Source organism: Kitasatospora sp. GAS204B (assembly GCF_029892155.1).
GTDB lineage: Bacteria > Actinomycetota > Actinomycetes > Streptomycetales > Streptomycetaceae > Kitasatospora.
This window is the reverse complement of record NZ_JARZAG010000035.1, coordinates 13,523-39,672: the sequence shown is the minus strand read 5'-3', so window position 1 is coordinate 39,672 and position 26,150 is coordinate 13,523. Positions and strand designations below refer to the sequence as shown.

Sequence of the window (26,150 nt, the reverse complement as noted above, 5' to 3'; positions counted from 1 at the left end):
CTCACTCGGGCGTCGGCTCGCTCGGGACGCTGAACTGGTCGGGCGAGACCCGCAGGCGGAACACGTGGTAGGTCCAGCTCTGGTAGGCGAGGACGACCGGGAACAGGACGATCGCGACGATGCTCATGACCTTCAGCGTGTAGTTCCCCGACGCGCTGTTGTCCACGGTCAGGCTGTACGCCGGGTTGGTGCTGGAGACCATGACCCGGGGGTAGAGGTTCGTGAAGATCGACAGGATGGTGGTGGCCATCGTGCAGGTCGTGGCGACGAAGGCCCACCCGTCGTGCCTGCCGAGCACCAGCCAGGCGGCGGCCAGCACGGCGAGGGCCGCGAGCAGCTGGATGATGTCCGGCAGCACGCCCTTGCCCGCCGTGGTGTGCGTCCAGGGGAGGAAGGCCAGCACCGCCAGCGCCGTGAAGGGTGCGAGGCGGCGGGCCAGCAGGGACGCCCGACTCCGCACGCCGCCGGTGGTCTTGAGGGCGATGAAGGTGGCCCCGTGCAGCAGGCAGAGCAGGACCAGGGTGATCCCCGTGAAGACGGCGTACGGCGGGAACAGATCGCCGAAGGAACCGCTGAACTCGCGGTCCTGCCCGATCGGCAGGCCGTGCAGCAGGTCGCCCAGCGCGATCCCGGTGAGAAACGGAACCAGCACGCTCCCGCAGGTCAGCAGCAGGTCCCAGGTGCGCCGCCAGCGGGGGTTGTCGACCTTGCCGCGGAACTCGAAGGACACGCCGCGCACGATCAGCCCCACCAGCAGCAGGACCAGCGCGAGGTAGAGGGCGGAGAACATCGTCGCGTACCAGTCGGGGAACGCGGCGAACATGGCCGCCGCGGCGACGATGAGCCACACCTCGTTGCCGTCCCACAGCGGCCCGATCGTGTTGATCGCCGCGCGCCGGCCCGGCTCGTCGCGGGCCACCAGCATGTGCAGCATGCCGACGCCGAGGTCGAAGCCCTCCAGGACGAAGAAGCCCGCCCACAGAACCGCGACGAGGATGAACCAGAACGTGGCGAGTGGCATCGCGCAACCTCGGAGGTGACGGGGACTCAGTAGGTCAGGGCGGGGACGGACGCGTCCTCGGCCGGCGGCGGGGCCGGCTCCATGCGTGCGTAACGCGTCATCAGGATCGCCTCCACCACCGCCAGTGCGGCGTAGAGGAGGAAGAAGACCAGGATGCTGATCGCGACCGTGCTGGTGCTGATCGACGGGGAGACCCCGTTCCTGGTGAGCTGGAGGCCCTGCACGATCCACGGCTGCCGGCCGTTCTCGGTGAGCAGCCAGCCCGCGGTGTTCATCAGGAAGGGGAGCACGACCACCCAGACCGCGGCCCGCTGGAACCAGCGGGAGGTGCCGAGCGTGCCCCTGCGGACCAGCCACAGACCCCAGAGGCCGACCAGGAGCACCACGACCGCGAGGTAGGCCATCACCCGCATCGACCAGTACTGGATGAAGATGTTCGGTACGTAGTCGCCCGGTCCGTACTGCTGCTGGTACTGGCTCTGGACCTGGTCGAGTCCGAGGACCTTTCCGTTCCAGTGGTTGGTGGCGAGGAGCGAGAGCAGGTGCGGCACGGCGACGATCTTCGTCGGCGTCTGGTCGTTCTTGCCGCCGCCGACCTGGATCAGCGAGAACGAGCAGGGCTGGCAGGTGGTCCACTGGGCTTCCGCACCCGCGATCTTCATCGGCTGGTACTTGCCCTCGGTCACGCCCAGCTCGCTGCCGACCAGCATCGCCAGCATGAGCGCGGGCACCAGCACGAAGAGCGCCAGCCGCGCCGACGCGCCGAACACCTCCGGGGTGCTCCCCTTGCGCAGTTGCCAGGCCGAGACGGCCAGCATGACGACCGCCCCGGTGACCAGCGAGGCCAGCAGGACGTGCAGATACCCGCGCAGGAAGACCGGGTTGGTGAACAGCGCCCAGACGTCGTTCAGTTGGGGACGCCCCGTGGCGGAGTTGATGGCGTAGCCGACCGGGCGCTGCATCCACGAGTTCGCCGCCATGATGAAAGCCGCCGACAGCGCCCCGCCCAGCGCCACCGCCCAGATCGTGGCCAGGTGCACGCGCTTGGGCAGCCGGTCCCAGCCGAACAGCCAGAGCCCGAGGAACGTCGACTCCAGGAAGAACGCGGCCAGCCCCTCCATCGCCAGCGGGGCGCCGAACACGTCCCCCACGGTGCGCGAGTAGCCCGACCAGTCCATGCCGAACTGGAACTCCTGCACCAGGCCCGTCACCACGCCGACCGCGATGTTGATCACCAGCAGGGTCCCGAAGAACCGGGTGAGCCGCAGGTGGTCCGCCCGACCGGAGCGGTGCCACGCGGTCTGCAGCAACGCGGTCAGAAACCCCAGGCCGATGGTCACCGGGACGAAGAGGAAGTGGTAGATCGACGTCATCGCGAACTGCAACCGGGCGAGGTCGAGCTGACTCATGCTGCTCCCGATCAGGATGACGTCGGGGGCCGTGCCGCCCCTCGGCCGCACTCAATCACGGGGCCTGCGGACATCGTCCGCAGGCGCTCCGCGATTGGGCCGGTCGGCCCATGCCCCAGACTCCCTGACGGACCGTCAGGGAGTCTGGGGCAGCCGCTCGTCGAAGGCCGGGCGCCGATTCACCTGCCGGTGGTGAGGACCATCCGGAAGCGGGCCGCGCCGGACAGCATCTTCTCGAACGCCGCCGCCGCCTCTTCCAGCGGTGCCTCCTCGGTCCACGGGCGGATGCCGGTCTGGGCGGCGAAGCGCAGCGTCGCCTCGGTGTCCGTGGCGATGCCGGAGGCGTGGCCCTGGATCCTCCGGCTTCCCCCGATCAGCTGCAGGCCGCTGATCGGCAGCGGGTCGGTGGTGGCGCCCGCGATGACCAGCTCGCCGCGCCGGGCCAGCCCGTCGACGGTGGCGGCCATCGCGGCGCTGTTGGTGACCGTGGCGAGGACGACCTTCGCACCACCGAGCCGCTGCAGCGCCTTCGCGACATCCTCAGTGGTGCTGTCGATGTAGTGGGCGGCGCCCAGCTGGTGGGCGAGCGGCGCCTTGTCCGCGCCGCGCGCGATGGCCACCGTCACGAACCCCATCCGGGCCGCGAACTGCACACCGAGATGCCCCAGCCCGCCCAGGCCGAGGATCGCCACGACGTCCCCGGCGCGGGCCGAACTGCGGCGCAGCGCGTTGTACGTCGTGACACCGGCGCAGGCCAGCGGCGCCGCCTCGACAGCGGTCAGCCCGTCCGGGATCCGGGCCAGCGCGACGGCCGGGACCAGCACCTGGTCGGCGTACCCGCCGGGGTACGCGACCCCGGGAATCCGCACCTCGGGGCAGTTGATCCCGTCTCCCTCACGGCAGGCGTCGCAGTGCCCGCAGCTGCCGCCGTACCAGCCGACCGCGACCCGGTCGCCGACCGCCCAGCCCGTGACCCCCGCGCCGATCGACTCGATCCGCCCGGCGATCTCATGGCCGGTGGTCACCGGGAACGTGGTGCCGGGGAGGTAGCCGCCGGTGATCATCGCGTCGGAGTGGCAGATGCCGCACGCCTCGACGTCGACCCGGACCTGGCCCGGGCCCGGCGGCGGCGTGTCGACCTGGACCAGGGTGAAACCGGTGCCGGGCTCGGCTACCTGCATGGCGCGGGTGGTGGTGGAGGTCATGACGGAGGTCCTTCCGTGACGCGGGGAGCGGAGGTGGACTGGCGGTGGGGGCGGTGCTGACCGCCCCCACCACCAACTCTGGTCCGCCCGGCGTCCGCCTGCCACCGGCCGGGTGCCGCCGCCGCGCAGGAGACGCGTACCGCCAGCGTGTGCGAGTGGCCGACCGGCGATCGCGATCTACGGTGGGCGGGTGCGAGTCATTCCGTGGTGGGCTGTGCTGTCCTCCGTCTGCGCGCCCGCGGTCCTGATCGGCGGCTGGGTGCTGGCGGGCCTGCTGCGCGGACCCGGGTACGACCCGGCCGCCCAGACCATCAGCTCGCTGGAGGCGGACGGAGCCCCGTACCGCTGGCTGATCGTGGGCGGGCTCGCGGCGCTCGGGGTCTGCCACCTGGTCACGGCGCTCGGGCTGCGCCCCGCCGCGCTCCTCGGCCGCATCGCGCTGGCCGGCGGGGGAGTCTGCTCGATCCTGGTGGCGCTCTTCCCGCCACCGCTGAGCGGCGGGTCGCTGCGGCACGGGGTGGTGGTGGGGCTGGGCTTCGCGCTGCTCTCGGTCTGGCCCTGGCTGGCCGTAGGCCTCCGCTCCCAGCCGGGCGGCATCCGCCCATGGGCTCTCAGGCCCGTGCCGGCCCTGCTGGTGTCCGGGTCGATGCTGGCCGGAGCGGCCTGGTTCCTGATCGCGCTGCGCGGTCACGGCCCCGCCGGGGCGGTGGAACGGGTGTTGACCACCACTCAGTCGTGCTGGCCGTTCATCGTGGTGGTCTCCTGCGCCTACGGGGCCCCCGCCGGGGCGGTCGGGATGCGCTCAGGCGGGGGGAAGGAGTCGCTCGACCCCCGGCGACCGGGGCGGCGGTGAGCGTGGCGGTGGGCCCGGGCATCAGGCCAGGGACGCGAGCCACTCGGTCAGCAGCCGGTTGAGCTCGGCGGGGCGTTCCTGCTGGATCCAGTGGCCGCAGCCCTCGAGGAGGTGGGCGGCGCGCAGGCCTGGCAGGGTGGTGGGGAAGGCCGAGATCGCGTCGGCCAGCCAGGTGGTGGAGGCGTCCAGGCCGCCGCCGACGAAGAGAGCGGGCTGGGGGACGGGGGCGCCGGCGAAGTCGGCGAGGTCTGCCCAGTCCCGGTCCATGCTCCGGTAGCGGGCCAGGGCGCCGGTCATGCCGGTGCGCTCGAACTCCCCGGCGTAGACGTCGAGATCGTGCTCGGTGAGCCAGCTGGGCAGTCGGCCGGTGGGGAACCGGTCGCGCAGGGTCCGGCCCCGGCGGACGAAGTGCGGGGAGGGGGCGTCCGGTCCGGGCATGGTGTCGGCGGACAGGGCGGCGTAGAAGCCCGCGAGCCAACCGCGCACATCGGGTTCGATCTCGGCCTCGGCGCGGCCCGGCTGCTGGAAATAGGAGACGTAGAACTCCTCGTCGCCGCCCATCTGCGCGAAGACCTCGCTGGGCTTCGGTCCGCCCGGCGGGGCGTAGGGGACGCTGAGCAGCCCCACCGCGTGGAAGACGTCCGGCCTGAGCAGGGCGCAGTGGGCGGCGATGGTGGCGCCCCAGTCGTGGCCGATGATCACCGCGGACCGCTCACCCAGGGCGTGCACCACCGCGGCGTTGTCCTCGACCAGGTCGAGCATCCGGTAGGCGGCCGGGTCGGTCGGCTTGCTGGAGCGCCCGTAGCCGCGGACATCGATGGCGACCGCGCGGTATCCGGCGGCGGCCAGCGCAGGCAGCTGCCGCCGCCAGGAGTACCAGGACTCCGGGAACCCGTGCACGAGCAGGACCAGCGGCCCGGTGCCCTGCTCCACCAGGTGGATCCGCCCGGCGGGCGAGGCGACCAGCCGATGGGTGGCGGCGGTGGCCTGCTGCGAGCCTGTGGCCTGCTGTGACATGCGGTCCTCCTGGGTTCTCGACCTGCCGCGTGCCTGGGAGGGCACCGGCCGGGCCGCGTTCGGCGGCTCGCTGTCGATCATGCCGGGGACGGTCCGGGGCGACGGAGCTTTGTTGCCGTTTCGGCAAACCGGCCTGACCCCTACGTCGACAGCAGCAGCTCAGCGAGCTCCCGTGGACGGCTGAGCGCGACCAGGTGTCCGCCGGGCAGCTCCTCGAGGTCCAGTCCCAGCCGCTCGCGCACCACCCGGCGCTGGAACTCCAGCGGGAAGAAACGGTCCTCGCGGCCCTGGAGGAACCGGGTCGGGACCTCGGGCCACCGGGGCAGCGGCCAGGGCTCGGCGAAGAGCGCCGAGGGGGGCGGCGGGGGCGGCTGCGCCGCGAACGCCTGCTCCGTCAGCTCGCGCGGGACATCGTGGAAGAAGTCGGCGCGCACGTCGAACGGTGCGTCAGGATCCCGGCCCGAGGCGGCGGCGTACGCGGCTCTGGCCTGCGGCTGGCCGGTGTTCTCCCACCACTGCCCGGCGCTCTCACCGCTCACCGGCACCATGGCGTTCACCAGCACCAGCTCGTCGACGGGCAGCCGCCCGCAGACCAGCGGCGCGGAGAAGCCGCCGAGCGACTGGGCGACCACGACGAGCCGCTGCTGCCCGGCGCGTTCGCCGACCGTGACCTGGACGGCCTCGCAGATCGCGTCGGCGAACTCGGCCAGGCCGGCCGAGTCCTCGTCGGGCAGGTCCATGGTGACCGTCTCGTGGCCCCTGGCGCGCAGTTCGGGCACGAGGCGGTGCCAGTACCAGGCGCGGCCGTCGGCACCCGGGACGAGGACGTGGATGGCCATGGTCAACCTCCTTCAGCGCCTGCCACCGTACTCGGCCGCACCGACATCGAGTGCCGGCCACGCCGCCGCGCCCCGCCTCGCCCCGTCTCACTCCGCCACAGCGCGCCAGACGAACCACGTCCCCGTGCCGTACCCGCTCTCCGCCGGGACCGTGGCGATCAGCTGGTACCCGCGCCCGGCCGTCAGATCCCCGTCGATCTGCCGGTCCAGTGCGGCGGTCGGTCCGTACCGGAGCACGATCAGGTCGAAGTAGCGGTCGGCGATCGCGGCCCGGTAAGCGGGCGCACCGCTGTAGTGCCGCCCCTGCTGGTCGGTGTACTCGAAGAAGTAGGTGCCCGACCACTGGTACGGCTGGACCAGGTCGCGCAGGTAGTACCGCGGCACCTCGGACTCCTCGGCCAGGTAGCGCCCGGTGGTCGGCCGGACCTGGGCGCGCAGCACCTGGACCAGTCCGCTCGCGTCGGGCCACTGCCGGAACAGGTCCGCCGACTGCTGGATGCCGAGGCCCGCCACCGCCAGGCAGGCGGCCAGCGCCAGGCCCAGCCGGCGCGGGTCGCGCAGCCGGGAGCCGAGCAGCCGGGAGAGCGCGTAGCCGGCCATCGGCGCGGCGAAGAAGAGCCCGTACCCGACGTGCTTGTGCAGCGAGGTGAGGGTGTGCAGGTGGATCTGGTAGGCCGGGGCGAGCAGGGCGGTGCCGGTGAGCAGCAGGCCCAGCGCGAGCCGGCCCGGGCGGCCGCCGCCGTGCGCGCCCGTCCGGGTGCGGTGCCGGGCCAGCAGCACGGTGCCGACGATGGCCGGCAGGAACACCGCGCCGCCGTACTCGACCGAGAAGCGCACCAGCAGGCCGGTGGGATCGGTGCCGGCCTGCCGCGCGGTGGTGGTGCTCCGTACCCCGGCCACGAACGCCCGGCCGGCCAGGCCGAGCAGGCCGTACCCGCAGCCCGCCGCGGCGGCGACCACGATCGTGCCGCGCAGCAGGCCGTGCCGGCGGCCGCGGTCGGGGACGGCGGCCAGCACGGCCAGCGCGATCACGGTGGGCAGGTAGAGCAGCGCGGCGTACTTGGTGAACGCGGCCAGCACCAGCGGCGGGGCGACCAGGGCGGCGCTGAGCGCGGGCAGGCTCGCCGTGCGCACCGCCGTCCAGGAGGCCAGCGCCAGCAGGAAGAGCGCCATCGCGTCGTAGGTGGCCAGGTGCCCCAGGAAGAGGGTCGGGCCGGTCACCGCGAAGACGGCGGCGGCCAGCAGCGCGGCCTGCCGGCCGAACAGTCGCCGGGTCAGCGCGTGCAGCAGGCCGGTGGTGGCCAGCATGAAGAGCAGGCTGACGGCCCGGGCCGCGGCGAGCCCGCCCAGCTGGTCGGCGAGCGCGCCCAGTACCGGATAGAGGAACGGGGCGCCGGAGAAGTAGGCCGAGTAGTTGTCGAAGGTCGGGGTGTGGTGCAGGAGTTGGGCGATCTCCCGATGGCCGGCGTAGAGGTAGAGCGACTCGTCCTGGAAGGCGCTGTTGCCCAGGCGCAGGCTGAGTGCGGCCTGCAGCATCAGCAGGCCGAAGAGCGGGATGCGGGTGCGCACGGGAGCCCAGCCGGGACCGGTCCAGGGGCGGGCGAGCGCGCTGCGGAGTCCGCCCGCAGGCCCCGAACGGTGGGCCTGGGCAGGGATGGTGACGGTCACTCAGGAGCCTCCGGCGATGGTGCGCAGCAGCCGGCCGGCGGCTTCGGTGGTCAGCGGGTCCGCGCTCAGCGACCAGCGCCGGGCGAGCTGTGAGGTGGGGTCGAGTTCGGGACCGGTCTCCTGGTAGACCACGCCGGCCACGTCCCGGCGGGTGGCCACGGCGGCGCCGAGCCCGTCCAGCCAGGCGGCCCGCTGCTCGGGCGGGCCCGCCACGCTGACGTCGATCAGCAGCGGCTTGCCCGGGTGCGCCGCGGCGGCGCCGGCCAGCGCGGCCGCCGGGTCGGCCCAGGCCGTCCCCGGGTACTCGAAGAGGGTCACCGCGACCGCGTCGACGGCCGGCGCCGGCGGGGTGTAGGGCTGGTCGTGGGCCGGGTCGGCCGGGCCCCAGACCCAGCCGACGTTGCGCGCCCCCGCGTCGTGGAAGATCCGCTGGATCCGGCTCCAGGCGGGCCGCACGTCCTGCGGGATGCCGCCGCGGGCGACCGCCGAGCTGGCGGCGTAGTTGCGGTCCGCCTCCGGCAGCACGGTGAGGTAGACGGGCTTGCCGTACTCGGCGATCCCCCGGGCCCAGCGCCGCAGCGCCACGTCGTCGACGCCGTTGGCCACGGCGGTCAGCGAGGAGTCGAGGTCCGGCTGCCCGTGGCGTGAGAGCACCAGCGTCAGCCAGGGCACGCCGCCGGCGGCGCTGACCGAGCCGGCCCATCCGCTGTCGAACTGCGCGTCGATCTCGTCGGTCCGCCCGCGCAGGCCCAGGCCGACTCCCAACATCCCTGACACGGTGGTGGCCTGACGGTCGGTCACCAAGCCGATACCGACCCGGGGATGCCCGGGAACGGCGGTCGGCGGGAGCCAGGCCGGGGCGCCGGAGCCGCCCGCCGTGGGCACCAGAGTGGCTGCCGCGACCACGGCGAGCACGCCGGCCAGCAGGCCGCCGGGCAGCAACCGCCGGGCCCGGGACGGCAGGCGAGGCGTGCGGCCGCGCGAGGACGGCCCCTCGCCGCGCACCACCCGCACCGCCGGCAGCGCGGCGGCCGGGCGGGCGGCGGCCCGCACGTCCTGGCGGACCAGCGACAGGTGCGCCACGATCAGCACGCACAGGTACGCCAGCCAGAACGCGGCCAGGTAGTAGGCCGGTTGGCGGTGCAGCGTGACGGCCAGCACCAGCGCGAGGCCGCAGGCCGCCAGCGACAGCAGGTGCCAGCGGGCGGTGCGCCAGGCCGAGCCGGCGGTGCGCCGCTTGGGCGTGATGGTGAACCGCCCGCGGTTGCCGGTCAGCGTCATCCAGGCGGCCCGGAGCAGCGCCGGGAACGAGCCGAACCCGACCACGATGCTGCGCCAACTGGTGGTCCGCCAGGCGGCGTGCGCGAACGCCACGGTGGCCAGCAGGTAGTACGGCGCGAAGTGCGCGAGGAACGCGCCGAGGGTCGCGCCGCGCACCCCGGTCGCCCCGGTGAGCAGGTAGAGCACGGGGGCGAGCAGGAAGACCAGGTCCCGCACCCCCGACAGGTAGTGGGTGACCGCCAGGCCGTACTGCAGGCGCTGCTGGGCGCGCAGGCCGCCGCGCCGGGGCAGCAGCAGGTCGCGCCAGTGGCCGCGCAGCACCGACAGCGTGCCGCGGGCCCAGCGCTCCTGCTGCTTGAGGTAGGAGTCGAGGTCCACCGGGCCCAGGCCCACGGCGAGCACCTCGGGCAGGTAGACGCTGCGCCAGCGCGGCGCCAGCCGGATCGAGGCGGCGAAGTCCTCGGTGACCGAGTCGGTCGGCAGGCCGCCGATCTCGTCCAGGGCGGCGGCCCGCAGCACCACGTTGGTGCCGCAGATGAACGCCGAGTCGTGCAGGGCCTTGCCGGGGCAGAGCAGCCGGTAGAAGAGGGACTGCTGGTCGTCGGCCCACCGGGCCACCGGATTCTCCCGGTTGCCGTAGAACTGGCCCGACTGCACCCAGCCGACCCGGGCGTCCGCCAGCGGGGCCAGCGTGCGCAGGAAGAACTCCTCGCGCGGGATCTGGTCGGCATCGAAGACCACCAGCAGCGCATCCCCGATGGCGCCCAGCAGTTGGCGGGCGTGCTCGATGTTGCCGGCCTTGGCGCCGCCGCCCGTGGTGCGGGTCACGCAGACCACGCCGAGCCGCTCGCAGAGCGCGACGACCGCCTCGCTGCAGGCGGCGCCGGCCACGCCGCCGTCGTTGCAGACCACCACCGTGATGGTGGCGTGCGGGTGTTCGGCGAGATAGCGGTCGCGGGCGGCCAGGATGCCGGCCAGCGTCTCGCCGACGATCTCGGTGCCTTCGTCCACCGTCGGCACGAAGACGAAGATCGGCTGGCGGCAGGGGAGTTGGTCCAGCCGGGCCGGTTCGGGGCGGCGCGGCCAGATGGTGACGTGCAGGCCCACGGTGTGGACGGCGGCGTGCAGTTCGGCGAGGAACAGTGGCAGGCCGATCCACCAGCCGGACCAGGAGAGGACCGACAGCCGCCAGGAGAGGTAGTCGACGGCGCTCACGTAGACGGCCAGCGCAAGCGCTATCAGCCGCAGGTTGCGGCCGTGCCAGCCGCCGACCCAGGCCAGGCAGACGCCGAGCAACAGGGTGGCCAGCGGCAGCAGCGGCCCCGGCTGGTACCACGCGATGCCCGCACCGCCGCCGGCCAGTGCGACGCGCCCGCCCCAGAGCGCCAGCCGACCCGGCTCGCGGTAGGCGGTGGGCGGGTGGGTGGTCTCGTACGAGCCGAGTTCGCTCGCGCTGCGCGCGGGCGGTGTGTCCAGGATCGAGGTCACCGCGCGCGTCCCTCGCTCCCACGGCGGCGCCCGGGCGCCGCCGAGCGCTCCTCCTGAACGGCGCACCGGTGCGCCCTGACGGTCCGACCTGATCCGGCCTGCGCCCGCGCGGCGCGCGGCCGCCCTGCTGGTGCTGTCCGCACAGCTGCCCCCTTCGAAAGCCCCCCAGGGCCCTCGTGACGTTCCGTTGCCCCCGTGCACCATGGTGCTACCTGATGGGGCGTCATGTGCATGTAAATCTGAATGTCACATCGAATTAACGCTCAGGCCTGATAGCTCACCGTCGGGCTGCTCACCACGTGGTTGTCGCACAACCCGCCCGCGCCGCCCGTGAAGGCGACCAGCACCATGGGCGGCAGCGTGACGGCGGCGTCCATGATCTGGGCGCCGTCGAGGGAGACCACCAGGTGCCCGGCGGGGGTGACCCGCACGTCCACGGTGTGGCTCGCGCCGCGCAGCGCGCCGATCGCGGTGGTGGACCGCAGCGTCGTCAGCGCCGTGGAGGCCGCAGCGGTGCTGCCGATCGAGGCGAAGTTGTAGGAGTCCACGCCGCCGCCGGGATAGGTCTGGAAGCCGACGTAGGTCGCGGGCAGCCCGCCGACGCCCAGCGAACCGCCCGTCGCCCCGAGCGAGTTGGCACCGGCCCCGGCCGGGTCGAGCAGCGCCAGGGTTAGCCCGTCCGCGCCGGTGCTGCCGGCGCCGCCGAGCTGCTCGGTGAAGGTGGCGTGCAGCCCGGCCGAGGGCACCGGAGTGCTGTCGACCACCGAGCCGGCCGCGAACTTCTGCCCGTCCGCGGTGAGCGTGGCCACCGTGCCGGCCGTGGTCGCCGTGCCGTTGGCCTGCCAGCTCGGGTCGGTGAAGGCCGGCAGGGTGTGGGTGAGCGGCTGGCCGGCGGTGATCGAGACGGCTCTGACGAGGTGGTTGTCGTCGCTGCCGCCGTTGGCCGCGGTGAAGCCGACCAGTACGTTGGGCGGCAACTGGACGGCGGTGTCCAGCACTTGGGCGCCGTCCAGCTGGACCACCAGGTGGCCGGCCTGCGTGTAGTCGACCGTGACCGCGTGCGGGGTGGCGCGCAGCGAGGGCACGGCGGCATCGGTCGCCGTGTAGCCCAGGTCGCCGGTGGCGCCGGCCGTCGAGCCCGCGATCCCGACGAAGTTGCCCGAGTTCGCCTGGCCGCTCCAGGAGGTGACCAGGTCGACCGAGACGCCGGGCAGCCCGGCGAAGCCGAGCCCGCCGCCCGCGCTGCCCAGCGCGCTCGCCGAGCCGGCCACCGGGTCGAGCAGCGCGAAGGTCAGCCCGTCCGCGCCGCTGCCACCGTCGAGTTCGGCGGTGAAGCCGGCGTGCAGCCCGGCGGAGGGCACGGCGATGGGGTAGAACGAGGAGCCGGCGCCGTAGCCGCCGCCCGCCCTGGTGAGCAGCAGATCGGTGCCGCTCAGTGCGGCCGAGCCGTTGCGCACCCAGGCGGCGTCGGTGGTCGCCGGCAGCACCTGGCCGGCCGGCGCCACCGCGCCGCCGGTGCCGGTCAGCGGCACGGTGGTGGTCCCGCCGCTGGTGGTCACGGCGAGCGAGCCGGTCTGCGTGCCGGGCGCCGCCGGAGCGAAGCCGACCGGGATCCGGATGCTGGCGCCGGCCGGCACGCTGGTCCCGGTGGCCGGCAGGGTGGCGCTGAACGGCACGCCGGGCACGGTGACGGCCGTGACGGCGGCCGGCGCGCTGCCGCTGTTGGTGAGCTGGAGCGTCAGGTCGGCGGTGTTCCCGGTGGGCACGGTCCCGAAGTCCAGCGACCCGGCCGCCGCCTTGAGCGCGGGGCCGGCCGGTGCGGTGCCGGTGCTGATGGTGACGTTGCTGATCGCGTGCGCGTCCGCGCTCGCACCGGTGCCGCTGGTGAAGCCGGCGTACGCGGTGGCGGGCAGCGCCGGGGTGCTGTCCAGGTAGGCGGTGCCGTCCACGCTGACCGTCAGATGCCCGCCGGTGACCGCGACGGCCACCTGGTGGGTGCCGGTGCGCAGCGGGGCGGGCAGCGGGGCGGTGGCGAGGTAGTGGAGGTTGTCGGCGCCGCTGTTGGGGCCGACGGCGATCCCGACGAAGTTGCCCGAGCCGGCCTGCCCGTTCCAGGAGGTGACCAGGTCGACCGAGACGCCGGTCAACCCGGAGAAGCCCAGGCCGCCGCCGGTCACGCCGAGTCCGGCCGAGCTCGCCTTGCTCGCGTCGAGCAGGCTGAAGGTCAGGCCGTCACCGCCGGTGCCCGGGCCGAGCTGCGCGGTGAAGCCCGCCTTGAGGCCGTCGGTGGGCAGCGGGTCGACGAAGAACGCGGAGCCCGCCGACTGGTTGGTCGGCCCGTTCAGCTGGATGGCGCCGCCGCCGGGCAGCGTGGCGGTGCCGTTGGCGCTCCACCGGCCGGCGGCCGGCGCCGGGAGCGTGCCGGTGCCGGTGCCGGTCAGCTGCTCCAGCATGGCGCCCTGCCCGGCGTCCCCGGTCACCTCGTAGGCCGCGTTCTGGACGCCCGGCACGCTCGGGGTGAAGGTCACCGACTGGTGGACCACCTGGTCGGGACCGATCACCAGGCCCTCGGCGAGCGGGGTGGCGCTGGTGAAGTCGGAGTTCGGCGCCTTCGCCTTGGTGATGGTCACCGGCACGTTCCCGGTGTTGGTGATGTCGAAGCTCGCGGTCGCGGAGCCGCCCACCGCGACGTTGCCGAAGGAGAGCGAGGGCGGGCTGAAGGTCAAGTGCCCCTGCCCGGCGGTGGCGGTGCCGCTGATCGGGACGGTCAGGGTGCCCGAGGTGCTGGTGACCGTCAGCGCGCCCGTGTCGGTGCCGGCGGCGGTGGGTGCGTACGTCACCGAGGCGACGAACGAACTGCCGGGCGCCACCGCCGTCCCGGCCGCGGGCACGCCGGTGACGGTGAACGGCGCGGCCGGCAGCGTGGCGGCGCCGATCGTCTCGGCGGCCGTGCCGGTGTTGGTCACCTGGACGTTGACGGTGGCGTTGGTCCCGCTGGGCTGGTCGGTGAAGGCCGCCGCGCCGGGGAAGGCGGCCAGCCCCGGCTTGGTGCCGACGCCGTGCAGGCTGAGCAGGAAGCTGCCGGCGGTGGTGGTGACGGTCAGCTGGCCGCTCAGCGCGCCGGCGGCGGTGGGCGCGAAGGAGACCGGCAGCGCGAGCTGCTGACCCGCCGTCAGGGCGAGCGGCAGCGTCGGCGCGGTGACGCCGAACGGCGACCCGGCGGTGACCCCGGTCACCGTCACGGCGCTGCTCGCCGTCAGGGTGGCGGTGCCGCTCGCGGTGCCGCCCACGGCGGTGTTGCCGAACTCGACCGGCTGCCCGTTGAGCGAGGTCTGCGCCGGACGGCCGAAGGCGAGCAGCCGGCCGTCCCGGGTGCCGACGTAGATCCGGTTGCCGTCGGTGGCCGGGGTGGTGAACTTGACCGCCGTGCCGATCGGCGCCGACCAGACCAGCTGCAGGGTGCCGTTGGCGTCCGGGACCGGGTTGTAGGCGCGCAGCGTCGCGTTGTCGCCGCTGGGCCCGCTCGACCAGACCGCCCAGACGAGCGCGCTGCCCGAGGTGGTGCCGTCCGAAGTCACCACCGGCGAGCCGCTGGTGTACGGGAAGGTGTCCTTGCTGGTCCCGGTGAGCGACAGCGCGGGCGTGCCGGCGCCGGTCACCCCGGCCTTGAGCGCGCGCAGCGGCCCGCCGTTGCCGACCAGGTACACGTAGCCGCCGTCGCCGCCCCAGACCGCCGGGTGCCCCCACTGCCCCTGGTACGGGCCGGTGACACCGACCACCGCGTCGGTGCCGCCCGGGCCCTGCGAGCGGCCCCCGAGGTTGTCGCGGTCGAGCAGGAAGACCCGCCCGTCCTTGCCCTGCTGGACCAGCAGGTGCGGGTGCGCGGGCGTGCCGAAGCTGTCCGGCAGTGCCATCGGCCCGCCGGACGCCATGTCGGTGTCGTTCTGGTCGAGGGTCGGCGCGTTCGCCGGGCTGAAGAAGTCGGCGGTGGACAGGCTCTGGTCGCTGTTCACCTGGAGCCGGACCACCGACTCGGAGAGCGTGCCCGGCGGGGTGCCGCCGGGCGGGGTCAGGCCGGGCCCGGGCGGCGGGTTGATGCCGTTCCCGGTGGCCAGGAAGATCCGCCCCGGCCCGTCCGAGACCAGCCCGCCGCCGGACAGCCAGATGCCGCCGCCGTCGTTGCTCGAGCCGACCTCGCTGGCCCACATCGAGGAGACCGCCGCCTTGCCGGTGCTCACCCCCACCACGTAGCCCCGGTACGGGCCGAAGTCGCAGTGCGAGCCGAACGCCGCGTACACCACGCCACCGAGCAGTAGCAGGCCCGGACGCTGCATCTGCCGGTACGGGTCGAACGCCCCGCTCGGGTCGTTGCTCGGCGCACCGGCGATGGTGACCGGCCAGCCGGGCCGTTCGGCTCCCGTGGCCGGGTCGAGCGCGTGCAGGTACCAGTGCGGGTGCTGCACGTCCGGGCCGTCGTTCACCTTGGTGGTGAGGTAGACGGCGTTGGTCGCCGGGTCGTAGACCGGCGTCGAGGTGGAGCCGACGTTCGGCGCCAGGTCACCGCAGTTGATCGCCGAGGAGGGCCAGGTCGGCCCGAGATCGCGGGTCCACTTGACGGTGCCGTTCACCGGGTCGAGCCCGTACACCTTGTCCGTCTCGGTGTTCGCGATGACCGTCCCGTGGACGGAGAGCGGTTGGGCGTAGACCTGCCCGTCCAGCTGGGTGGCGAAGAGCTGCCCGAAGTCCGAGGACTGCACCGAGCTCGGACCCAGCCCGGGCTCGTTGGGATCCCAGCCGGTGCGCAGCGAGTCCGTCGACGCCGTCGTGACATCGGCGCCGGCGCGGCCACCCGTCAACCCGAGCAACGCCACCGCCAGCGCGACGACCAGCAGCACCGCCAGTCGACGCGACGCCAGGCCCCTTCGGGCACGCAGAACGGTCCCCACCAGCCCCCACCCCCTGCAACACACCATGAACACAGGTGAGGTGGCGGGTTACCACCTCACGAACGGTCAGATTATCGGTCTGGTGAGGTAGTCATGGCGGTTATGCGGATTCTGTCCGCACGCGATCGTCACAACCGGTTCGCCCAGGAAAGCCGCGTTCATGAAGTGACGTGGCGGAACGCCTCTCCGACATCTTGACGCTTTGACAAGTACAGGAGTTGAATGAACGTCAGCTCAGCACGCGATGGGATGATTCCAGTAGCTCCGCACCGCGGGACCGGCTCCCACCTCGTCCGCCGGGCCCGCGCCCCCCTTCTGTCGGGAGCCGCAGATGACCCGTGACCTTCCACGCCGGCACTCCGCCCGGCGCGTTCACTTCTTCACCCGACTCGCCCGACCCGGCCGATCGGCCCGATCCGGTCGCCGGTTCGCGCTGCCGGCGATCCTGGCCCTGCTCCTCGCGCTGATGACCCACGCGCCGGCCGCCACCGCCACGACCGTCCCCGGGCCGCCGGCGGGATGGACGACGGTGTTCAGCGACGACTTCTCGGGCTCGGCCGGATCGCCGCCGTCCGGGGCCAACTGGATCTACGACACCGGCCCGGGCTCGAACTTCGGCACCGGTGAGATCGAGACCATGACCAACTCGACCGCCAACGTCTCGCTCGACGGCAACGGCCACCTGAACATCACCGCCCTGAACAACGGCGGCAACTGGACCTCGGGCCGGATCCAGACGCCGAGCGCGAACGTCGGCGCGCCGGCCGGTGGCAAGCTGGAGGTCACGGCGTCGATCATGCAGCCCAACCCGGGCAGCGGGCTGGGCTACTGGCCGGCGTTCTGGATGCTGGGCCCGGGCCAGTGGCCCGAGAACGGTGAGGTCGACATCATGGAGGACGTCAACGCCCTCTCCGACGTCGCCGGCACCATCCACTGCGGTACGTATCCGGGCGGCCCCTGCAACGAGGGCAACGGCATCGGCAGCGGCCTGAAGGCCTGCCCGGGCTGCCAGAGCGGCTACCACACCTACACGGTGATCCTGGACCGCACCAACACCGCCGCCGAGTCGATCACCTGGTACCTCGACGGCAACCAGTACTTCAGCGTGACGGAGGGTCAGGTCGGCACGGCCACCTGGCAGCAGGCCTTCGACCACAACCTCTCGATCATCTTCGACCTGGCCATCGGGGGCGGCTTCCCCAACGGCGTCTGCGGCTGCACCACGCCCAACGGCTCGACCAGTTCGGGCGCGACGATGAGCGTCGGGTACGTCGCGGCCTACACCACCACCGGTGGCGGCAGCGGTGGTGGCGGTTCGGCGATCACCGGCTACGGCGGCCTGTGCCTGGACGACCGCTCGGCCTCCACCGCCAACTACAACCCGGTGCAGGTCTACACCTGCAACAGCAGCGCCGCCCAGCAGTGGACGGTGGTCCAGGCCGGCAGCACCCTGCACGTGCTGGGCAAGTGCCTGGACGTGAACGGGGGCGGTACCGCGAACGGTACCGCGGTGGACCTCTACGACTGCAACAACACCGGCTCGCAGGTCTGGATACCGCAGTCCAACGGGTCGTTGTACAACCCGCAGTCCAACAGGTGCCTGGACGACACCGGATGGTCCACCACGCCGGGCACCCAGGTACAGATCTGGGACTGCACGGGCGGCGCCAACCAGGTGTGGCACCTGCCCTCCTGAGGCGCTGGGCGGGCCGCCGGGGGGAGCCCCCTGGCGGCCCGCCCGTCGAACCACCGCTACCGGCTGGGGAAGCCGGCGGTACGCCGGCCGACTCGGATTGACAGCAACATTGACGGAGAGTCACCAAGCTTGTTGGATCGTGCGGGGCGAGGTCCCCGGGCGGCCGCCGGTGATTCTGATGTGCTGACGATCTGAGGAGATGTTCATGGCAGGGTCTGTTCGCCGGGAGCGCGTGACCTTCCCGAGCGCGGGTGCGGAGTTGGTGGGCGACCTCTACCACCCCGTACCGGCCGGCGGGGTCGAGGTGCGGGGCCCGGGCGTGGTGGTGGCGGGTTCGTGGACCACCGTGAAGGAGCAGACGGCCGGCTTATACGCGCGGTGTCTGGCGGAGCGGGGGGTGCGCGCCTTGGCGTTCGATTTCACGGGTTTCGGGGGCTCCGGCTCCGGCGGAGGGCCCCGGGATGCGGAGCTCCCGGCGCGCAAGGTGGCGGATCTGGCGGCGGCGGTGCGCTTCCTGTGCGGCCACCGCCTGGTGGACCCGGGGCAGGTGGCGTTGCTGGGAGTGGGTGCGGGCGGCGGCTACGCGGCGGTGGCGGCGGCGAGCGATCCGCTGGTCGGCGCGCTGGCCCTGGTGGTGCCCTGGTGGCACGACGCGGGGCCGGCGGAGGCGGTCCAAGGCAGCCCCGACGTGGTCCGCGAGCGGCTGGCGGCGGCGGCCGCGGCTCGGGACGAGTACGTGACGACCGGTCAGGTGCGCTACGTCCCGGCGGTCAGCGAGACGGATCCCGCCGCGGCGATGTACGGGCCGTTCGACTACTACCTGGATCCCGCTCGTGGCGCGGTGCCCGAGTGGTCGAACCGCTTCGCGGTGCTGGCCTGGGCGGACTTGCTGGCCTTCGACCCGATCGCGCACGCGGGGCGGATCGGCGCGCCCACCCTGGTGGTGCAGGGCGAGGACGTGCCGCTGCCCGAGGGCGTGCGGCGGTTCCACGGCGAGCTGCGGTCGGGCGGCGAGCTGCTGTGGCTGAAGGGCACCCGGTTCGACTTCTACGACGGCCGGGCTCAGGTGGAGGCCGCGGTCACGGCCGGCGTCGAGCACTTCCGGCGGGCCTTCGCCACCGGCTGAGCTGCGTCCTGGCGACTGCCTCTGTGACTTGATCCATGACTTGGAGTCATCTGCGCCATGTGCCGCTCGGGCCGTTGTGCTCGTTCAGGGGCGCCTCGACGGTCGGGATCTCTCGGCCGTCCCCGGCCTCGGCGAAATCCGGCGCGGCGTACGAAGTACCCTTGCCGCGTGACGATGCACAGGACCATCGGCGTGAGCGTCGAAGCGATGATCGAGGATCTCAGGACACTCGTCGAGATCGAGTCTCCGTCCCGCGATCTCGACGCCTTGACGGTATCGGCGAAGGCTGTCGCCGCCGTCATCGAGCGCCGCCTGGGCGGGCAGGCCGTCCTCGTCGAGAGCGAGGCCGGCCCGCACGTCCACTGGTCGGCCGGCGGCGCCCCCAGAGTGCTGATCCTCGGTCACCACGACACGGTGTTCCCGCTCGGTACCGTTCGACGCCGCCCGTTCAAGGTCGAGGACGGGCACGCCACCGGCCCCGGGGTCTTCGACATGCTCGGCGGCTTGGTGCAGGCCGTCCACGGCCTGGCGACGCTCGACGACCGGTCGGGCGTCGAGATCCTGGTGACCGCCGACGAAGAGGTCGGCTCCCGCTCCTCTCGCGCTCTGATCGAAGAACGGGCGCTTGCCTGCGGCGCCGTCCTCGTGTTCGAGGGCGCGGCGGACGGCGGAGCCCTGAAGACCGGCCGTAAAGGCTGCGGCACGTTCCAAGTCTCCATCACCGGAAGGGCGTCGCACGCCGGTCTCGAGCCCGCGGCCGGCGTCAACGCCCTGATCGAAGCGGCTCACCAGATACTGGAGATCGCAGCGCTCGGCCGCCCCGAGATCGGCACCACCGTCACCCCGACCGTCGCCTCCGCGGGAACCCTGGACAACGTCGTGCCCGCAGCCGCGACCATCCTCGTCGACGTCCGGGTCGAGTCGGCCGACGAGAAGGAACGCATCGAATCCGCGTTCGCGGCGCTGGCCCCGCACCTCGACGAGGCGGAGATCGCGGTCCAGGGAGCTGTCGGCCGACCCCCGATGCCCGAGTCGGCATCGGCTGAACTCTTCGCGCTCGCGAAGCGGTTGCTGCCGGGCCTCGAAGGCAAGGCAGTCGGCGGCGGCAGCGACGGCAACTTCACGGCCGCCCTGGGGGTGCCGACACTCGACGGCCTGGGCGCGGTCGGCGGTGGTGCGCACGCCGACCACGAGTACCTGGTGATCGAGGCGATGGCGGAGCGGGCGAACCTGGTCGCGGGACTGGTGAACGCGATTCGGAACCCGTAGGGGGACGCGGGCGTCCGCGACCGGTGCGCGCGCTCAGGCGGTGCCGAGCGGGTTGAGGAGGGTGAAGTGCCAGCCGCCGTCGGCGCCTTGGCGGGCGATGTTGGCGGTGGTGCCGGTCGGGGCGATCCGTTCGCCGTCGGGGCCGTCGATCTCCATGGTCCAGTCGGTGACCAGGAGGGCGGTTTCCGCGCCGACGAGCGTGTGCCGCGAAACGTTCGTCAGCTTGCCGTGGGCAGCAACGGTTCCGCCGATCTCCGCACGCAGCGCCTCGGCGCCGGTGAGGTGCTCGCCGGTCACCGTGCGCATGCCGGCGCCTGGGGCGAACAGGGCCAGCACGCCGTCGACGTCGCCGGCGTTCAGGGCGTCCTGGAACAGGATCGGCAGCTTCGCGGGGTCGGTGATGACAGGGGACATGGTGAAGGGTCCTTACTTCACGAAGGGGTGGTGGTGACGGCTCGTCGGCGCGGTGCCCGGTGTGGCCGCTCGCCGTTCGGCCGTGATTCCACGATGCCCCCGCGGCCGCCGTCCGGACGAGGTAGAGTCGGGACTCGAGATGGTCGAAAGTGGACAGCACGATGTCATCGACATCGCCTACGACAATCCCGACCGGTTGCACACCGGCGTCGAGGTGCTGACCTTCGATGCGCTGAAGCTGCGCCTGAAGGGCTCGGTGGCCCGCCGGCCGAGCCGGCTCGACTTCCACCAGCTCATGCTGGTGCGCGGCGGCGAGGGCACCGCGATGGTCGATTTCGTCACGTACCCGTGCGCCCGCGGCACGCTGCTGCACCTGCGGCCCGGTCAGGTGCAGCGCCTGCCGTACGGCACGGACGGCCGCCCCGCGGACCTCGATGCCGTCCTGCTGCTGTTCACCGCCGACTTCCCGCCGCCGCTGCCCGCCACAAGCGAGGTGCTCGACGGATTCGGCCCGGTCGCCTGGCCTCTCCCGCCGGACGAGTTCGCCACGTTCGATCGCGCCGTGACGGAGCTGGAAGCGGAATACCGGACGGTTCACACGACACCGCCCGCCGACACCGACGTCGAGCTCACCGCAGCGCTGCTGCGCCAGCTCCTCGGCGCCCTGCTCATCCGCCTGGCGCGCCTCGCGGACCCGGCCGGACGCCCCGGCCCCGCCGCGCCCGGCGCCGAGGTGTACCTCGCCTTCCGGCGTGAGCTGGAAGGTTCCTTCGCCACCACCCGTTCCGTCGAGGAGTACGCCGCGCGGCTCGGCTACTCCCCGCGAACCCTGACCCGCGCGTGCCTGGCCGCCACCGGCCGCAGCGCCAAGCAACTCGCCGACGCCCGCGTCGCCCTGCAGGCGCAGCGGCTGCTCGCCCACACCGACCTGCCCGTGGCCGCGATCGGCCGCGCGCTCGGCTTCACCGAGGCCACCAACTTCGGCAAGTTCTTCGCCCGCGAGACCGGCCGCGCCCCGGGCGAGTTCCGCCGCGCTCAACGGTGAGAGGGCCAGAGCCTCTCTTACGGATCTTGCCGGGCGCGCGACGCCGGCTATTCGCCCCGGGGGAAGTCGGCGGCGCGGCTGACGTCGGCCCACCGTTCGGCTTCGGCGGCGCGGCTCGCGGAGGAGGCGGCGGCCATCTCGACGGCTCCGGCACCGAGCAGCAGGCGCAGCGGCGGTTCTTCGAGGTCGGTGATGTCGGTGATGATCTTGGCGGCGCGGGCGGGGTCGCCCGGCCAGGTGGCGGCGGTCTCCTCGCGGTAGCGGTTCATCGCGCCGACGGTCTGGTCGTAGTGCGGGCTTACGGGCAGTGCGGTCATGGACGCGCCGCCCCAGTCGGTGCGGAAGCCGCCGGGCTCGATGATGGTGACCTTGATGCCCAGCGGCTTGACCTCGGCGTTGAGGACCTCCGAGAAGCCTTCGACGGCGAACTTCGCGGTCTGGTAGGCGCCCAGGCCCGGCGATCCGCCCACCCGCCCGCCGATGGAGGAGAACTGGAGGAAGTGGCCGGAGCCCTGCTCGCGCAGCACGGGAAGGGCGGCCTTGGTGACGTTGACGACGCCGAACAGGTTCGTCTCGATCTGGGCCCGGAAGTCCTCCTCCGGGATGTCCTCGATCGGGGCGGTGTTGGCGTAGCCGGCGTTGTTGACGACGACGTCGAGCCGGCCGAACGCGTCCACGGCCGCCTGGACGGCGGCCCGTGCGGCAGCCGGGTCGGTGACGTCGAGGGCGATGGTGCGGACCCGGTCGCCGTGGCGGTCGGCGAGGTCCTTGAGCTGTTCGGGGCGGCGGGCGGTGGCCACGACGTGGTCGCCGTTGGCGAGGACGTGGTGGGCGAGCGCCCGGCCGAAGCCGCGGGAGCTGCCGGTGATGAGCCAGGTCTTGGTCATGAGGTGTCTCCACTTCCTGATAACTAAACGTTCATTTACAAAGTGCACCTGCCCGCGATCGCTGTCAAATAAACAGTTGTTTACCTATGCTGGGACCATGCCCCAGCACCAGCCCGCCACCCGGATCCGAGATGCCGAGGCCACCAAGGCCCGCCTGCTGCAGGCCGCGACGGAGGAGTTCGCGGCCCGCGGCATCGCCGGTGCCCGGGTGGACCGGATAGGCGCCGCAGCGAAGGCGAACAAGGCCCTGATCTACACGCACTTCGGCAACAAGGAGCAGCTGTTCGACGCCGTCATGGACGCACACGTCACCCGCGTCCTCGACGAGGTACCGTTCACGCCCGAGGACCTGCCGGGCTACGCGGGACGCCTGTTCGACTTCCTGCTCGCCAACCCCCACCAACTGCGGCTGGCCACCTGGAACCGCCTCGAACGCGCGGGCACCGGTCACGAGCCGCCGGAGCTGAGCGCCTCCATGCGACGCAAGGCGGACGCGATCACCCGGGCGCAGGCCGACGGCCTGCTGACCCCGGCCTTCACACCCGAGGACCTGCTCGTCTTCACCCTCGCCCTCACCAATGCCTGGATGCCCACCAGCCCCGTGGCCGGCAGCGAGCACGGAGTCGAGCAGGCCCACCGCCACCGCACCGCGGTGGTCGAAGCGGTCCGGCGCCTCACCGCCGACGGCCCTGCGACAGCAAACCCCTGAGGCACGGGCGCCCGCCGCGGCTGCCGCGCGTGCGGCCGGCTCTGCCAGGATGGGCGTCCCGGACAGGATGGGCGTCCCGTACCTCGGGCGACGCGAAAGGCCAAGGCGTGGTGGAGCTCGACCCGAAGAGACTGCTGATCCTGCGCCAGATCGCCGAGGCCGGCAGCGTCGCGGCCGCCTCGCGCGCGCTCGGCCACACCCCCTCCGCGGTCTCCCAGCAACTGAGCCGGCTGGAACGGGAGGTCGGCGTCCCGCTGGTGGACCGCGCCGGCGGACGGGCCGAACTGACCGCCACCGGACGCCTGCTGGCCGGCTACGGCGAGCGGATCGGCCAGGCGCTCCAGGACGCCGCCCGCGACCTGCGCGCACTCGGCGGCATCGCCACCGGCCCGGTCGCCATCGGCGTGCCGCCGCCCGCCATCACCTTCTTCGCCACCAGCGTCGTCCACCTGCTGGCCGGCTCCCACCCGGACCTGACCCCGCGCCTGGTGGAGAGTGGCCGGGAGGAGGGGCTGCGCGCGTTGCGCCTGGGCGAGCTGGACGTGCTGGTCATCGAGGACGACAAGCAGGAGCCCACCCCGCTGCCGGCCGGCGTCGAAGCGAGCGTCATGTTCGAGGACGCCTACCGCCTGGTCGTCCCGGCCGACTGGCCCACACCCACCGACGCCGGCCAGTTGTCCGCCCGCCCCTGGATCAGCGCCCCGGCCGGCTCACCTCGGCAGCTGGCCTTCCAACGCCTGGCCGCCCAGCACGACATCGTGCCCTCGTTGGAGCACCAGGCCCGCTACCGCTTCGCCGTCTACACCATGCTCGCCGCCCGCCTGGGCGCAGCGATCCTGCCCGCGAACGCCGCCGCCCTGATCGCCCCGGGCGCCGGCACCGTCACCACGCTGCCGGTGCCCGGCGCCTACCTGGTGCGCCTGCTGCGCCGCACCGGCCCGTGGGGGCCGGCGCCGGCGGTGCGGGCGGCGGCCGAGGCGCTGCAGAACGCGCTGTTGATGGCGGGCGAGCGGCTGGCGGCCCAGGGCCTGACCGACGGCGAGCCGCGCGTGAACGCCCACCTGGTCGACCCCAGCGAGCAGACCTCGCCCGAGCAGCCGGGCCCGCCCGCCACGATGCCGTAAGTGTTGCTGAACGCCGGGGGTGAGCGCCGCTGTCTGGTGTCCCGCGCGGCCGCCTGCCAGCGTGACCGGGTGACCACCATCGAGGACCAGCGACCCCCCACTCCCGAGGACCAGCGACCCCGCGCCGCGCCGACCGGGACGGCGCCCCGGGCCCGGCGCTGGCGCGAGCGGGCGGGCCGCGCCATGCGCACGTTCCAGCGTCTCGCCTGCGCCGCCGTCCTGGTCGGCGCGGCCGTGACGGCCTTCGCGCCGTGGGGATCGGACCCCTGGTTCGCCGGCTGGGTCGGCGCGAGCATCGCCGCGGGGCTCGCGGCGCTGGCCGCCCCGGTGCGCGTGGTCCTGAGCCAGGGCCGGCAACTCGGCGCTGCGGCCGGCGCCCTGTTCAACACCGCCCTGTCGACAGTGCTGCTCTGCCTCTTCGCGGGCCTCTTCGCGTTCGCTCTCAGTGGCTTGTTCCACGAGCAGGACCGCGACCGGCACGCCACGTTGCGGGTGCCGGCCACCGTCACCGACTGCCAGTCCGACAGTGACTCCAGCACCGCGTGCACTTACCACTGGCTGGTGGACGGGCGCGCGTACAGCACCCGGGACGGTGCGGCCGACCAGTGGCCCGACGGGCATCAGGTGAGCGTGCGGATCGATCCCGCGCACCCGGCGCGGGCGGGCGTACTCGGCGGCGACTACTGGGGGTTGTGGATCGGGATCGTCCTGGGCGCGCTAGGCACCCCGATCGCACTGGGTGTCTGGTGGGTCACGGCACAGTACCTGTGCGACTGACGCCGTGCCGCGAGCCCGCCCCGGCGCCCTACGTCAGTCGATGCCGAGTTCGCCCATCCTGCTCCAGCCGTCGGCGCCCTCGATCGTGGTGCTGACGATCTGCGGCGCCCGCTGGACCAGCGGACGGAGGGTCTCCATCGCGGCGCGGAAGTGATCCGAGTTCACATGGGCCTCGCCGGCGCCGTCCTGGAACGCCTCGAGGAGCACGAAGGTGTCGGGCTCCTCCACGCTGCGCGACCACTCGAACCACAGGTTGCCGGGCTCGGCGCGGGTCGCCAGGGTGAACGCCTCGACGTGGGACAGCCAGGAGTCGGTGTACTCGGGCCGGACCGGGAACTTGACGGCAATGAAGATCATTCAGTGAGTCTAGGGCCTCTCTTACGGATCTTGCCGGGCGCACGACGCCGGGCATCCCGGCTGGACGCACCGGCGAATCATCCAAGTACGACCCAGTACGAGGACGCTTCGCCGGCACGCCCAGCCGGGCGCCCACCGCCGCGCGCTGATCCGACAAGATCCGTAAGAGAGGCCCTGGCCGCCGCCCCGGTGCGGCCCGGGACCTGCCGGAACGAGGTCAGCGTCCTGTCGGTACCTCAGGGCACTGCGCCTGCCCGGTCTGCAGCGGTGGATGGGCGTCGGGGGTGGTGAACGTGTAGCCGGCGTCGAGCAGTTGCGGCAGGTAGTCGCTCAGGGCGGTCACCGTCTGGGAGCGGTCGCCGCCGGTGCCGGCGGGCGGATCGTCGTCGCCGCCCTCGGTGCCGTCGTGCTCCAGCACGATGGCCCCGGTGGCGGCCCCGGCGAGGACCCGGCTGGTGATGGCGTCGGACCCGGGGTTGGCCCAGTCCGTCGGGTCCACCGACCAGGAGATCGGGCGCAGGCCGAGGTCGGCGCAGACAGCCAGCGAGGCATCGGCGAACTCGCCGTAGGGGGCGCGGAACAGCACCGGCGTCCGCCCGCTGACCTGGGTGACGGCGTCCTGGGTCCGCTGGATCTGGTCGCGGACATCGTCGTCGGAGAGGTCGCCGAGATGGGGGTGGGACCAGGTGTGGTTTCCGATGGTGTGCCCCTCCGCGACGATCCGGCGCACGACGTCCGGGTACAACTGGATGTTGTCGCCGCACACGAAGAAGGTCGCATGGACACTGTGGTCACGCAGGATGTCCAGCACCTGCGGCGTGTACTGCGGGCTGGGGCCGTCGTCGAAGGTGAGGGCCATCACCATGGGACCGGCGTTGACCTGGGTCTCGGGCGTCGGGACCGACCGGGTGCGCGCGGCGGCCCGCCCCGAGGAAGCACCGAGGCCGAGCAGTGCGGTGGCGCCCGCGGCGAGGAAGCGGCGGCGGGGCAGCGAACGGTGGCTCTGTGGCATCGGACCA

The 26,150-nt window shown here is 73.0% G+C and carries 20 protein-coding genes; 8 read left to right on the top strand and 12 right to left on the bottom strand.

Annotation, left to right across the window (positions count from 1 at the left end; all coding sequences use genetic code 11):
• Position 1 precedes the first annotated feature (1 nt).
• The 3 genes from cydB to P3T41_RS32865 all read right to left on the bottom strand — a co-directional run bounded on the left by cydB (position 2) and on the right by P3T41_RS32865 (position 3,635).
• Positions 2-1,021 (bottom strand): cytochrome d ubiquinol oxidase subunit II, encoded by a 1,020-nt coding sequence (cydB, locus tag P3T41_RS32875; protein WP_280694263.1) that lies wholly within the window; start codon positions 1,019-1,021, stop codon positions 2-4.
• A gap of 26 nt (positions 1,022-1,047) precedes the next feature.
• Complete coding sequence (locus P3T41_RS32870) at positions 1,048-2,430, bottom strand: cytochrome ubiquinol oxidase subunit I (protein WP_280694262.1); 1,383 nt, start codon at positions 2,428-2,430, stop codon at positions 1,048-1,050.
• Positions 2,431-2,609: 179 nt separating this feature from the next.
• Complete coding sequence (locus tag P3T41_RS32865; RefSeq protein ID WP_280694261.1) at positions 2,610-3,635, bottom strand: alcohol dehydrogenase catalytic domain-containing protein; 1,026 nt, start codon at positions 3,633-3,635, stop codon at positions 2,610-2,612.
• 190 nt (positions 3,636-3,825) lie between these two features.
• Here P3T41_RS32865 and P3T41_RS32860 point away from each other — a divergent pair, with 190 nt between their 5' ends.
• Complete coding sequence (locus P3T41_RS32860) at positions 3,826-4,488, top strand: DUF998 domain-containing protein (protein WP_280694260.1); 663 nt, start codon at positions 3,826-3,828, stop codon at positions 4,486-4,488.
• Between the two features lie 21 nt (positions 4,489-4,509).
• Here P3T41_RS32860 and P3T41_RS32855 read toward each other — a convergent pair whose 3' ends face one another.
• From P3T41_RS32855 to P3T41_RS32835, 5 genes are all read right to left on the bottom strand, one after another.
• On the bottom strand, positions 4,510-5,505 hold the full coding sequence (locus tag P3T41_RS32855; RefSeq protein WP_280694259.1) for an alpha/beta hydrolase: 996 nt from the start codon (positions 5,503-5,505) through the stop codon (positions 4,510-4,512).
• Positions 5,506-5,645: 140 nt separating this feature from the next.
• Complete coding sequence (locus P3T41_RS32850; protein ID WP_280694258.1) at positions 5,646-6,344, bottom strand: alpha/beta hydrolase; 699 nt, start codon at positions 6,342-6,344, stop codon at positions 5,646-5,648.
• An 87-nt stretch (positions 6,345-6,431) separates the two neighbouring features.
• Positions 6,432-8,012, bottom strand: coding sequence for a glycosyltransferase family 39 protein (locus P3T41_RS32845; RefSeq protein ID WP_280694257.1), 1,581 nt, complete (start codon positions 8,010-8,012; stop codon positions 6,432-6,434).
• Positions 8,013-10,781, bottom strand: a complete 2,769-nt coding sequence (locus P3T41_RS32840) for a glycosyltransferase family 2 protein (RefSeq protein ID WP_280694255.1) — start codon at positions 10,779-10,781, stop codon at positions 8,013-8,015.
• Between the two features lie 263 nt (positions 10,782-11,044).
• Positions 11,045-15,727: a choice-of-anchor D domain-containing protein gene (locus tag P3T41_RS32835; protein ID WP_280694252.1), complete on the bottom strand. Its 4,683-nt coding sequence runs from the start codon at positions 15,725-15,727 to the stop codon at positions 11,045-11,047.
• Between the two features lie 331 nt (positions 15,728-16,058).
• Between P3T41_RS32835 and P3T41_RS32830 the strand changes: the two genes are divergently transcribed.
• The 3 genes from P3T41_RS32830 (at position 16,059) to P3T41_RS32820 (ending at position 19,818) form a co-directional block, all read left to right on the top strand.
• Positions 16,059-17,423, top strand: a complete 1,365-nt coding sequence (locus tag P3T41_RS32830; RefSeq protein WP_280694251.1) for a ricin-type beta-trefoil lectin domain protein — start codon at positions 16,059-16,061, stop codon at positions 17,421-17,423.
• Between the two features lie 205 nt (positions 17,424-17,628).
• The gene (locus P3T41_RS32825) at positions 17,629-18,549 is read left to right on the top strand and encodes an alpha/beta fold hydrolase (protein WP_280694250.1); all 921 of its coding nucleotides are present in this window, start codon (positions 17,629-17,631) and stop codon (positions 18,547-18,549) included.
• A gap of 174 nt (positions 18,550-18,723) precedes the next feature.
• Positions 18,724-19,818 (top strand): M20 family metallopeptidase, encoded by a 1,095-nt coding sequence (locus P3T41_RS32820; protein ID WP_280694288.1) that lies wholly within the window; start codon positions 18,724-18,726, stop codon positions 19,816-19,818.
• A gap of 33 nt (positions 19,819-19,851) precedes the next feature.
• On the opposite strand, the gene P3T41_RS32815 is transcribed toward P3T41_RS32820, so the two are convergent.
• Positions 19,852-20,232: a nuclear transport factor 2 family protein gene (locus P3T41_RS32815; protein WP_280694249.1), complete on the bottom strand. Its 381-nt coding sequence runs from the start codon at positions 20,230-20,232 to the stop codon at positions 19,852-19,854.
• A 139-nt stretch (positions 20,233-20,371) separates the two neighbouring features.
• Here P3T41_RS32815 and P3T41_RS32810 point away from each other — a divergent pair, with 139 nt between their 5' ends.
• On the top strand, positions 20,372-21,277 hold the full coding sequence (locus P3T41_RS32810) for an AraC family transcriptional regulator (protein WP_280694248.1): 906 nt from the start codon (positions 20,372-20,374) through the stop codon (positions 21,275-21,277).
• Between the two features lie 47 nt (positions 21,278-21,324).
• Here the strand turns inward: P3T41_RS32810 and P3T41_RS32805 are convergent, their stop codons facing one another.
• Entirely contained in the window at positions 21,325-22,164 is an 840-nt protein-coding gene (locus tag P3T41_RS32805; RefSeq protein WP_280694247.1) for an oxidoreductase, read from the bottom strand.
• 97 nt (positions 22,165-22,261) lie between these two features.
• Here P3T41_RS32805 and P3T41_RS32800 point away from each other — a divergent pair, with 97 nt between their 5' ends.
• The 3 genes from P3T41_RS32800 (at position 22,262) to P3T41_RS32790 (ending at position 24,774) form a co-directional block, all read left to right on the top strand.
• Entirely contained in the window at positions 22,262-22,873 is a 612-nt protein-coding gene (locus P3T41_RS32800; protein ID WP_280694246.1) for a TetR family transcriptional regulator, read from the top strand.
• 107 nt (positions 22,874-22,980) lie between these two features.
• The gene (locus P3T41_RS32795; RefSeq protein ID WP_280694245.1) at positions 22,981-23,997 is read left to right on the top strand and encodes a LysR family transcriptional regulator; all 1,017 of its coding nucleotides are present in this window, start codon (positions 22,981-22,983) and stop codon (positions 23,995-23,997) included.
• A gap of 69 nt (positions 23,998-24,066) precedes the next feature.
• Positions 24,067-24,774 (top strand): DUF3592 domain-containing protein, encoded by a 708-nt coding sequence (locus P3T41_RS32790; protein ID WP_280694244.1) that lies wholly within the window; start codon positions 24,067-24,069, stop codon positions 24,772-24,774.
• A gap of 33 nt (positions 24,775-24,807) precedes the next feature.
• Here the strand turns inward: P3T41_RS32790 and P3T41_RS32785 are convergent, their stop codons facing one another.
• Together P3T41_RS32785 and P3T41_RS32780 are read right to left on the bottom strand one after the other, a co-directional pair.
• Positions 24,808-25,131 carry a putative quinol monooxygenase gene (locus tag P3T41_RS32785; protein WP_280694243.1) on the bottom strand — a complete coding sequence of 108 codons (324 nt, stop codon included), beginning with the start codon at positions 25,129-25,131 and terminating at the stop codon, positions 24,808-24,810.
• 217 nt (positions 25,132-25,348) lie between these two features.
• Positions 25,349-26,143 carry a polysaccharide deacetylase family protein gene (locus P3T41_RS32780; RefSeq protein ID WP_280694242.1) on the bottom strand — a complete coding sequence of 265 codons (795 nt, stop codon included), beginning with the start codon at positions 26,141-26,143 and terminating at the stop codon, positions 25,349-25,351.
• Positions 26,144-26,150 lie beyond the last annotated feature (7 nt).

What these genes read in the sequence shown, in the direction of transcription:
- cydB (WP_280694263.1), bottom strand. Translation starts at nt 1,021, where the DNA reads ATGCCACTCGCCACGTTCTGGTTCATCCTCGTCGCGGTTCTGTGGGCG.
- P3T41_RS32870 (WP_280694262.1), bottom strand. Translation starts at nt 2,430, where the DNA reads ATGAGTCAGCTCGACCTCGCCCGGTTGCAGTTCGCGATGACGTCGATC.
- P3T41_RS32865 (WP_280694261.1), bottom strand. Translation starts at nt 3,635, where the DNA reads ATGACCTCCACCACCACCCGCGCCATGCAGGTAGCCGAGCCCGGCACC.
- P3T41_RS32855 (WP_280694259.1), bottom strand. Translation starts at nt 5,505, where the DNA reads ATGTCACAGCAGGCCACAGGCTCGCAGCAGGCCACCGCCGCCACCCAT.
- P3T41_RS32850 (WP_280694258.1), bottom strand. Translation starts at nt 6,344, where the DNA reads ATGGCCATCCACGTCCTCGTCCCGGGTGCCGACGGCCGCGCCTGGTAC.
- P3T41_RS32830 (WP_280694251.1), top strand. Translation starts at nt 16,059, where the DNA reads ATGACCCGTGACCTTCCACGCCGGCACTCCGCCCGGCGCGTTCACTTC.
- P3T41_RS32825 (WP_280694250.1), top strand. Translation starts at nt 17,629, where the DNA reads ATGGCAGGGTCTGTTCGCCGGGAGCGCGTGACCTTCCCGAGCGCGGGT.
- P3T41_RS32820 (WP_280694288.1), top strand. Translation starts at nt 18,724, where the DNA reads ATGCACAGGACCATCGGCGTGAGCGTCGAAGCGATGATCGAGGATCTC.
- P3T41_RS32815 (WP_280694249.1), bottom strand. Translation starts at nt 20,232, where the DNA reads ATGTCCCCTGTCATCACCGACCCCGCGAAGCTGCCGATCCTGTTCCAG.
- P3T41_RS32810 (WP_280694248.1), top strand. Translation starts at nt 20,372, where the DNA reads ATGGTCGAAAGTGGACAGCACGATGTCATCGACATCGCCTACGACAAT.
- P3T41_RS32805 (WP_280694247.1), bottom strand. Translation starts at nt 22,164, where the DNA reads ATGACCAAGACCTGGCTCATCACCGGCAGCTCCCGCGGCTTCGGCCGG.
- P3T41_RS32800 (WP_280694246.1), top strand. Translation starts at nt 22,262, where the DNA reads ATGCCCCAGCACCAGCCCGCCACCCGGATCCGAGATGCCGAGGCCACC.
- P3T41_RS32785 (WP_280694243.1), bottom strand. Translation starts at nt 25,131, where the DNA reads ATGATCTTCATTGCCGTCAAGTTCCCGGTCCGGCCCGAGTACACCGAC.
- P3T41_RS32780 (WP_280694242.1), bottom strand. Translation starts at nt 26,143, where the DNA reads ATGCCACAGAGCCACCGTTCGCTGCCCCGCCGCCGCTTCCTCGCCGCG.